Source organism: Slackia faecicanis (genome assembly GCF_003725295.1).
Lineage (GTDB): Bacteria > Actinomycetota > Coriobacteriia > Coriobacteriales > Eggerthellaceae > Slackia > Slackia faecicanis.
On the sequence record NZ_QICB01000016.1, the window covers coordinates 1 to 546 of the forward strand.

At 58.8% G+C, this 546-nt stretch carries 1 protein-coding gene; it reads left to right on the forward strand.

Going from position 1 to position 546, the window contains the following annotated elements:
- On the forward strand, positions 1-546 hold a 546-nt coding region (locus DMP07_RS08650), incomplete at its 3' end, for a plasmid recombination protein (RefSeq protein ID WP_148039664.1).

A 546-nucleotide genomic window follows, 5' to 3' on the forward strand; every position in this document is an offset into this window, starting at 1 on the left:
ATGGACAACATTGTCGGCGCCTACGTTCACATGGATGAGAAAACGCCGCACGTGCACATCGCGTGGACTCCCGTCGTCACAAAGCCGAACGGGAAGCCGTCTTTTAGCTACAAGTCGATGATGACGAGGGGAAAGTACCGAGCGCTTCACAAAGAGCTGGCCAAACGCGTGGAGGGCAAGCTGGGATACCCTGTGGAGATCGAGCTGTCGGAGGATCGGCAGAAGGAAAAGGTGCTGTCATCGGTTCCGCAGGACAAGCTGGACGCCGCGAGGGCGGCCATCGAAGCCGAATACGTGCAGCCGGCACTCGATAAGAGGGACGAGATCGAGGCCGAGTGCGCCAGGGCCGCAGAGCGATTGGAGTCCCTTCAAGAGGAGGCGCGACTGGTCGAGGAGGAGATCGAGGGACTTGATCTCCGAGGAGAGGAGATCAAGTCTCGAATTGGCCGAATCGAGGAGGAGCGTCGAGGAGTCGAAGAGGAAGCTGACAGAGAGGGAAGAGCAGCTCGAGAGAGAGCTGAGAAGCTCGAGCGGAAACTTGAGGAA